This window comes from Rothia sp. HMSC071B01, from assembly GCF_001808945.1.
Classification (GTDB): Bacteria; Actinomycetota; Actinomycetes; order Actinomycetales; family Micrococcaceae; genus Rothia.
Genome location: NZ_KV795048.1, coordinates 1 through 7,981, shown reverse-complemented (window position 1 = coordinate 7,981; position 7,981 = coordinate 1). Strand labels below are relative to the sequence as shown.

Here is a 7,981-nt window from a genome sequence, read left to right as displayed (position 1 = left end):
AGGTCCTGAGAGTCATGATTCCTCCACTCTTCTACGAGTTGGCGTACAGGTCGTTCACGTCGTTTTCTGCGTGCGCGAGAACCTGCCCGAAGTGCTTAGGTGACGTCCTGAGGTATTCCAGAGGGGAAGCACCGTTGTACATCAGGGAAGGGCTGGTAATCCATAGGGCTGTCTGCCATTCACTGAAGTGGCCGTCCAGAAGGGTCTGGATAATCTGCTGGATGTTGGTGTCCACGGTTCCGTTGGAAAACTGGAAGATGGGGTAGCCGTTACGTCCGGCACCGTCCTTCAGACGCAGGATCGTGTGCTTATTGATGCGGTCGTTGAGGGCTTGGCGGGTGATGCCTCCTAAGTATTCGCAGGTGGCGGCGGTGGAGTAGAGGTCACCGATGATGGATAGGGCTGATTCCGGTTCCTTGTAGTCCTTCAGGTGCTTCTGCACTGCTGCTAGAAGAGTGAAGGACAAATCGTGGGCACGGGATTCATCAGCGGTGATGTTGCCGGTCTTGATGAGCGCTTCGATGTGCTCATGGACCGGTTTAAGGACACGGTGAAGGAAAGCTTCGGTATTCATGATGGAGACTTGGTGTGACAGATCGGTGGTTTAGACAAGTGATGGTTGTATCCCGTTGCAGTCACCGCCGCTAGGACGCAGGCGGCGAGCGCAACAGGGTACAACCATCATATTTCATGTAAAGCCTAAGTGTAAAGTAAGGCTTACATAATCAGTAGTGGGTTAGGGGCTCTCGATGGAGCCTACCCTCCATATGGAGTGTGCCCTCCAGGTGGGGTAGGGGAGAACGTGCTCCTGAATTACGGTTAGTTATCCTCCAGTGTCTCGCGCAAGGCAGAACCGAAGGTGCCGGGGATGTCGAACAGTTCGGGCAGCAGGATGTTCTGCTGCTTCAGCTCGTGGTAGACCTCCAAGGCGGGCTGGGATTCAATGACGTCAAAATATTCTTCGTGTACGCCGTGCTCCCCGAAGAGGTAGATGTTGTCATCCGGGCACACGCTGGATGTGGTGATGATGCCGTCGAATCCAGCCTCATATGCCATCTGGGCGAACTGCTGTGTGAGGTAGTAGCCGGTGTCTCTGTGGTGCCGGTCGCTGATGTCGCGGGAGGTGTACCCGGGCCCATTGTGGCGAACATCCAATAGGCGTAGGGTGCGGCGGATACGTAGTTTAGACACTCGCACGTTTTTCAAGTCTGAGGAGAAGGTGGCGTAGCTGTGGGCTAGGCGTTCGTGTAGGGCGGCCGCTGCCGTTACGCCGGTATTGCAGGTACTCAAGGGGTGCTGTAGATCGAAGCGCCCGCCCCGTCGCTGTCCTGCTGAAGTGATGTACATGGGTGAGAAGAAGCGGGGGTCACGCAGCGTGCCGTTGGGGTTGTAAGCGTCGTGTGAGCGGTGGACGATTATGAAGCCGGTGCCAGGGCCGACCTGCAAGGTGGGGAAGTTGTTGAGATTGATTGGACCATCCGGGGGTTGCATGGAAAGCATAGGCTTCCTTTCGTGGTTGTGTGTTTCTACCGAGCTTCAGGCGGGGGTCCGGAAGTGGTGCTCGCGTGAAGGTCGGTAGAAGATTTTTTCGACGTCAGGATTCCGTCGTGCCATCCAATGTACAGCACAATGTCATTGGTGCTGCGCGGATACGTCAATAGAGCACCTTGTCAGAGCTTGAAAGCGTGCGTATAGTCGGGACGGACCATTTTTCACCCAGGGGTTTTGCTCGGAATTTTCGCCCAGATCAAAAGGTATTTAATAGCATCAAACTAAAATAAAGCGGATATAGAAAATTTATACTATAAATGAGGAATCCAGCATTTTTGGGACCGTGAGACCTTCAGGAGTGCCTAAAAACACCCAGGAGCCCTCTGAGTCTCCCCATGAGCTTCTGAAAACCGCCTGACAAGCCAGAATACCCCGAGGTGCAAGGTATTTTCAGGCACAAGAAAAAATATCTATGATTTATATCACGTTACTCAGTTTCTCATGAAACACGGTCACCAAACCCAGCCTGAACCACTCTTTTGAGCTATGACGCGTACGTGCCGACAAATGCGACAATCGCCCGACGCGCAAGATAAGACACAGCACCTAACCCTCAGCTAAAACCTAAAGGCTTAGAAGTATCGAGATACGAAAGGCATTTCAGATATGACCAAGAAACGCCTACAGTAAAACCAGACGCTCACCCAACGAAAAACACAGCAACACCCAGGGCAACAGCGAAGACAATAAAGACAAACCCCACCACAAAACAGGAAGCCCAAGAACTACAGCATGCACCTTACCTGGACCAGCTACACCGAAGAATACGCCACCGATTTAGGCCTCACACTCGACGACATCCAAACAATATTCACATCACCTACAGCCTTCCGCGAGCGCGTCTCCGGCCCCATCTACGCTTACGTCGACCAGGGCATCAGAGCCACCATCGACACCCACACATGCGCGGTGCTACGCGTCGAATACGATCTAGACCCCGACGCCCTGGATGATTGGTACTTCACCCCACAAGCTATCGACGACTGCAAGCACTTAAAGACCACACCTACCGCTGTCGTAGACTCTATCGACGACGCGCAACCCTACCCAGCAGCGCGTATGTGCACCATCTACCGTGGCGCCTACGACGTCCTAGCCAACGAACCCAAAAACCAGATTGTCTCCATCAAACCAGCCGGAACCTTCACCAGCACCGACCAGCAAAGCATCCGCCGCATCTCAGGAGGAACACCCACCGGCTCCATGCCAACCAGCACCACCGAGCTGCTGAACCGCGCTCGCCGTGCAGGGTTCGCTGTCTCCGTAGCCGGTTCAGGACACCATAAAATTTGGGGTTCAAGTACTTCAGGACAGGGGCTTAGCGTAACGATTCCTGCAACTGCCTCTGACCATCGAGGTCTACTGAACGCCGTAATGCAGATCCGGTCTACTTTTGGGGTCGATTTGCGTCTTCTCTGACGGCTACCTGTGGAGGTACTAATGCGTTATGTACTGTGGCTGATTCTCACGAATCAGGTAGCTACACCAAGCGCCTACATGATCCTCACTCTGTATCCAACCAGCCGCCCACAGAATGCTATCCTCAAAACCAACACCCCAACCTAGAAAGAACCCCATGACCACCACCTACACCGCCACCGTCGCAATTATCGACCCAGATGGCAACGTACTACTTACCGCCGCCCAAGCAACCGACACCCTCGCCGGACTCATCGAATGGGGCCAAATGACCCGCGACGACATAGAAACCCCCACCGAACCACTCACCGTTGAGAAAGTTTACGACTTCCTCACCCAAGCCTTCAGCCTCCACAAGATAGAAACCCTCACCATCGAACCTGCACCCGAAGGCACCCCAAGCACCCTCGACGACCTCGAAAACTTCGCAATCCGCCGACAAGAAGGCTACGAACCCACCCAAGAAGAATTCGAGGAAAAATGGTGGGCCTCCGAACTCTACTTCCGCCACCCATGCGGAGACGTCGCCACCTTCAGGCTCTAACCATCTACCCCTGCCGTCCTTGCTGCGCGTCCCCTTGCCTGCGCTCGCTGGTTCTGTCTTTACTCTTGGTGTGGATACTTTGAAGCCCCGCTCAAGCATAGAAGTGAACTGCCTCCCGTTTCTTGGACAACGAAATTGAAGTCCAAGAAACGGGAGGCTTTTCATGTCTATAAATCTGGGATTGAGGCATAACCGTATGCTTCGGGAGCAAGCGGTGAAGATGTTTGAGAGCGGGTTTGGCTATGGTTTGACCGCCAGGAAGCTTGGTATGTCTGCCGCGACTGTGAGAGAGTGGCAGAAAATGTACCGCGTGATCGGGAAGGGCGGGTTTCTTGCCATGGGAGTAAAGCGGACCAGATACGACTATGAGACCAAGGTTGCCGCAGCGAAGGCTGTAGTTGATGGTGGGATGAGTAAGCCTGAGGCGATGGTGCATTTCGGTATTGCAAGCGCAACACCGTTGAAGCAGTGGTGCAGGCTGTACCGCCAGGGCGGCGCGCAGGCGCTTAAGCCTAAGCCCAAGGGCAGGCCGAAAGGGTCGGTGCGGGCGGTGCCGCCAACGCGTGAGGAGGAACTCGAAGAGCGTGTGCGCAAGCTTGAGGCACAGGTGGCATACCTAAAAAAATCGATTGCCCTGAAGGCGCAGAAGCGCTCCCAAACCGGGACAAAGCCCTAGTGGTCGCTGAGCTTTCAGGGCATGGACACAAGCTGTACGACCTCCTTGAGGCTGCTGGCCTTGCCAGGTCGAGCTACTACTACGCGTTGGCTCATCCCCGGCAGCCAACCAGAGTGCAGCTACGTGCCAAGGTCGCTCAGATCTTTTCGCGAACCCCTAACGGGTGCGGTCACAGGCAGGTAGCCCTGTGTCTGCGTGCTGAGGAAGGGGTGCGTATCGCTGATAAGACGGTTTTGAAGATGATGCGCCAGATGGGGTTGCGCTGCGGTATACGCCGTGAGAGGCCCTACCACAGGTACAACTCCTACAAGGGGTCTGTGGGGCAAAGTTTCGCCAATATCATTGGTCGTGACTTTACGGCGACTGGTCCCTGGCAGAAGTTGGGCACCGATGTCACCGAGTTTAAGCTCTCCTTCGGTAAGGCCTACCTCGCGCCGGTCTATGACTTTGCCAGCAAAGAGATTGTTGCCCACTCCATCTCGATGTGCCCTAATCTTGCCCAGCAGCAAGAGATGCTTCAGATACTCATGGATGCCAAACCCGAGGGAGCTAAGCCAATCTTGCACTCGGATATGGGGTGGCAGTATCAGCACGAGACCTACATCAGTACGCTCGCCGATAATGGTTTTATTCAGAGTATGTCACGCAAAGGTAACTGCATTGATAATGGTGCCACTGAGCAGGTTTTTGGACATCTTAAGGACGAGTTTTTTCGTGGGCAGGACTGGCAGACCTTCGAGAGTTTCAAAGCCGACCTTGACGCCTATATCATGCATTGGAATACGGTAAGGCGTCAGGTGAAGCTTAGGGGCCTGACCCCGGTGGAGTACCGGGTTCAGGCCCTGCGGGAAGTTGTATAGCGGCTTCTATTTATAGCGTCCAAGTTTCGGGGCGCAGTTCAAAGCTTGAGCGGGGCTTCAAATGTTTCTTGCCTTCTTTCAATGCGCGGTGCTTGAAGTGCTCCCTCTTTCTTTTTGGCGTGCTCGTTTCCTTATGGTGGATAGATTGGAGGTGGTGCAGGCGTGAGGTGGATGGAGAGGTGGTTTGGTGGGGAAGGGTAGCAAGAGTGATAGCAAAATGATATGATAGCATTATGCAGTGAATGCATTTTGATGTCACAGTAAGGATTGACCTATGATCATCACTATTGGAAGCCACAAGGGCGGTACTGGAAAGTCGACTCTTTCGACGAACCTGGCCGTCGCATACCAGTCCACCGGGCACCGTGTTATCGTCATTGAGGCAGACCCGTCAGTGTCCACGACCTCCACCTGGGCAGCACGCCGTGAAGAACACGACGAGCTCAAGCCTGTGACCGTTCTGCGCAAGACCGGGCGTTTGGCTCCTACTCTCCGCGACCTTCAGCAGGTGTACGACATTATCATCGTCGACACCGCCGGTAAGGATTCGGTGGAGCTTCGCTCGGCTACTCTTGTCTCGGATGTGCTGCTGACCCCGACGAACGCAGACGTGGCTGATTTGGACAGCACCGCTGAGTTCATCACCCGCATGGATGAGGCACGCGACAGCAACGAGGATTTGAAGATTCTCGTGGTCATCTCGCGTGCACCCACTCATGCCAAGAGCCGATTCCGTGACACGGCTATCGCGGCTCTTCGTGAGACCCCGGAGGATTTTGCTCTGGCGGACACCGTCGTTTTCAGTCGCCGTATTTACCCTGACGCGCTGAAGGACGGCATGAGTGTCATCGAGGCACCGGCGCGCACCTCGCAGGCTTGTGAGGAAGTCCAGAATCTCGCTCAGGAAATCACCGAATACGCAGCCTAAACGGCTAGACAAGGAATAAAGAACATGGCTCAGGCAATTAACTCCAACGCCCGCGCAACCCGCAAGAAGAAGAAGGCAGCCGAAGCTTTCGAGAGCGGCGCCGAAAAGCACACCATCGACGCCGCAGAATATACCCGCGCTCTGCCTGCGAAGGCGCGTGCGATTCAGCGTCGCAAGGGCACCAAGTCCACGATTTACACCCTGCGCGGCACCGAGCAACAGCGAGAGCTTGTCGCCTATGCCGCGGAGCAGGAAGATACGAGCGTGCAGAAGATCTATGCGCAGATGTTCGACATCCTGGAGGAAAAGTACGGCGCCGAGGTTCCGCTGGACCCGAGCCTCTAAATGCGGAGGCGAAGAAGAGTGAAAGTATTTTGATATGGAGCACGCGGTAGAAGCTCTAAACCCCAGGAGTGAGAACACCTCCCGCCGAGAGCCAGAAGACGACTTTCAATTCGTGCTTGGCACCTACTGCTTCCTCTTAGGCTGCCTGAACCCAGTCGTGCTGCTGGTTGTGCTGGTCACCGTCTTCTTCGGACAAAAGAAGCTGCGGGGGCGGTGGCTTGTTATCTGTGGGTTATTGGCTGGAATCGTGGTGGTAGGGTTTTTCGATGCGGCGTATTCCTATCTCACCCCGGTTCTAGAAATTGTAGATCTCATGCGCGGAAACGCGTTGAAGCTCATGCATGAAAACGGCACTGCTGACAGTGCTGTGGATTTGGTGCTCAGCCACGCGGGCACTTGGTTCTGCGCACAACTCCCTTTGGGTGTTCCGGTGGGCTTAATCATTGCCGGAATCATCATTTGCACACGTAGCGTGGGAAGGGATGAGAATAATGCTTGATATTCAGCTGAGGCCTGAGAAATATTTGACCGCCGAAGACGTTAGCTCTCTCGTTGGAGGCAATGAGGAACTGGTGCAGCAGATGTACCGTGCACATCTGATTGACGCGGCAGAGCTGCGCCGAGGGAAAGTCGTGTTCAGTCCGTCGGAAGCCCGCCGGTGGAAAAACTGGTACTGGGAACACTGGCGTGACTATGAGAAATATCTATGTGCTTCGGAGAAAATTCTCGCCGGATTCTTCGCCGCCGGAGCATCTGTAGCCCTCATGCTCGGTGCGATAGGGCTGTGGAAGCAGGGAATCCCTGTGCTTCTTGCCCTGGGCCTGATTCTTCCAGCAGCATTTCTGGTGCCGCTTCCCCGTCCGCGCCCTGGACGACGTTTTCAGCAAGTTCAGGTGACTGTGGCCGGGGTTGCAACAGGGCTTTTCCTGTCGGATATCCTTCACCACGTTTTAGGCCATAATGAGCCTGAAATCGGGTATGTGGCGCTTATGATGATGGTCTGCGTCTTGGTCTGTCTTTGCCTCGACAAGCCGTCGTATCGGATGGAAGAATACGCGGTATCGCTGGAGCCTGGAGCGTATATGTGTTTCATGGCAGCAATTGGAGGTCTGGCTCTAGCGATGGGTGGGCCCGCCCTTGGCGTGAATATCGGGTTCATTCCCTCGCTGATAGTGGGCGCCGCGATATTTGCGGCGGCAGGCTTAGCTCAGCTGATGCGCCGCATCAACACCTACGCCTTCAGCATCACCGTTCCGGCGGCGGCGTTCTTCGGATGGGAAGCAGCACTCATCACCCTGTTTGCAGTCGCCGGTGTGCTGATCATCTACAGTCTGGCGCGGCATTATTTCGATGAGCCAGAGGATGTGTCGCTTGCTGAATTCATGATGCTATAACTGCATTCTGCTACCACCCCGCGCTCGCCAACTTCCCAACTTGTCGGGAAGTTGGCGAGCGCCTTCTGCGTGTTTCTAGGGTCTCCCCACCGCTGGGCTCGCCCTCCGAACCCGCCCCTGCCCGCATCAACACCAGAGGAGCACCGCCCACCCGGTCCTTCCTCTCCTTGCTCCGCCGGTAAACCGCACCCGCACGCTCGCACCAGCAGCAGGGGAGCATCACCCGAGCGCTCGCCTTACCCCCGGGTAAACCAAGAAACCACC

At 55.2% G+C, this 7,981-nt stretch carries 10 protein-coding genes; 8 read left to right on the top strand and 2 right to left on the bottom strand.

Features of this window, described 5'->3' with window-relative positions:
• Positions 1-31: 31 nt before the first annotated feature.
• Both HMPREF2527_RS00665 and HMPREF2527_RS00660 read right to left on the bottom strand, forming a co-directional pair.
• Positions 32-574, bottom strand: a complete 543-nt coding sequence (locus HMPREF2527_RS00665; RefSeq protein ID WP_070505647.1) for a hypothetical protein — start codon at positions 572-574, stop codon at positions 32-34.
• Positions 575-819: 245 nt separating this feature from the next.
• A complete protein-coding gene (locus tag HMPREF2527_RS00660; RefSeq protein WP_246824742.1) occupies positions 820-1,347 on the bottom strand; it encodes an RES family NAD+ phosphorylase in 528 nt (175 codons plus the stop codon).
• Positions 1,348-2,283: 936 nt separating this feature from the next.
• Here HMPREF2527_RS00660 and HMPREF2527_RS00655 point away from each other — a divergent pair.
• The 8 genes from HMPREF2527_RS00655 to HMPREF2527_RS00620 all read left to right on the top strand — a co-directional run bounded on the left by HMPREF2527_RS00655 (position 2,284) and on the right by HMPREF2527_RS00620 (position 7,717).
• Positions 2,284-2,970 carry a hypothetical protein gene (locus HMPREF2527_RS00655; protein WP_070505642.1) on the top strand — a complete coding sequence of 229 codons (687 nt, stop codon included), beginning with the start codon at positions 2,284-2,286 and terminating at the stop codon, positions 2,968-2,970.
• 157 nt (positions 2,971-3,127) lie between these two features.
• On the top strand, positions 3,128-3,514 hold the full coding sequence (locus HMPREF2527_RS00650; protein ID WP_070505640.1) for a hypothetical protein: 387 nt from the start codon (positions 3,128-3,130) through the stop codon (positions 3,512-3,514).
• A 163-nt stretch (positions 3,515-3,677) separates the two neighbouring features.
• The gene (locus HMPREF2527_RS00645) at positions 3,678-4,190 is read left to right on the top strand and encodes a helix-turn-helix domain-containing protein (protein WP_070505638.1); all 513 of its coding nucleotides are present in this window, start codon (positions 3,678-3,680) and stop codon (positions 4,188-4,190) included.
• Positions 4,190-5,050, top strand: coding sequence for an IS3 family transposase (locus HMPREF2527_RS00640; protein WP_070505636.1), 861 nt, complete (start codon positions 4,190-4,192; stop codon positions 5,048-5,050). Before HMPREF2527_RS00645 ends, HMPREF2527_RS00640 begins: the two co-directional genes overlap by 1 nt.
• 274 nt (positions 5,051-5,324) lie before the next feature.
• Positions 5,325-5,978, top strand: coding sequence for an AAA family ATPase (locus tag HMPREF2527_RS00635; RefSeq protein WP_070505634.1), 654 nt, complete (start codon positions 5,325-5,327; stop codon positions 5,976-5,978).
• 24 nt (positions 5,979-6,002) lie between these two features.
• Positions 6,003-6,323 carry a hypothetical protein gene (locus HMPREF2527_RS00630; RefSeq protein ID WP_070505633.1) on the top strand — a complete coding sequence of 107 codons (321 nt, stop codon included), beginning with the start codon at positions 6,003-6,005 and terminating at the stop codon, positions 6,321-6,323.
• A gap of 34 nt (positions 6,324-6,357) precedes the next feature.
• The gene (locus HMPREF2527_RS00625) at positions 6,358-6,822 is read left to right on the top strand and encodes a hypothetical protein (protein ID WP_070505631.1); all 465 of its coding nucleotides are present in this window, start codon (positions 6,358-6,360) and stop codon (positions 6,820-6,822) included.
• Positions 6,815-7,717, top strand: coding sequence for a hypothetical protein (locus tag HMPREF2527_RS00620; RefSeq protein ID WP_070505627.1), 903 nt, complete (start codon positions 6,815-6,817; stop codon positions 7,715-7,717). Before HMPREF2527_RS00625 ends, HMPREF2527_RS00620 begins: the two co-directional genes overlap by 8 nt.
• Positions 7,718-7,981: the final 264 nt, after the last annotated feature.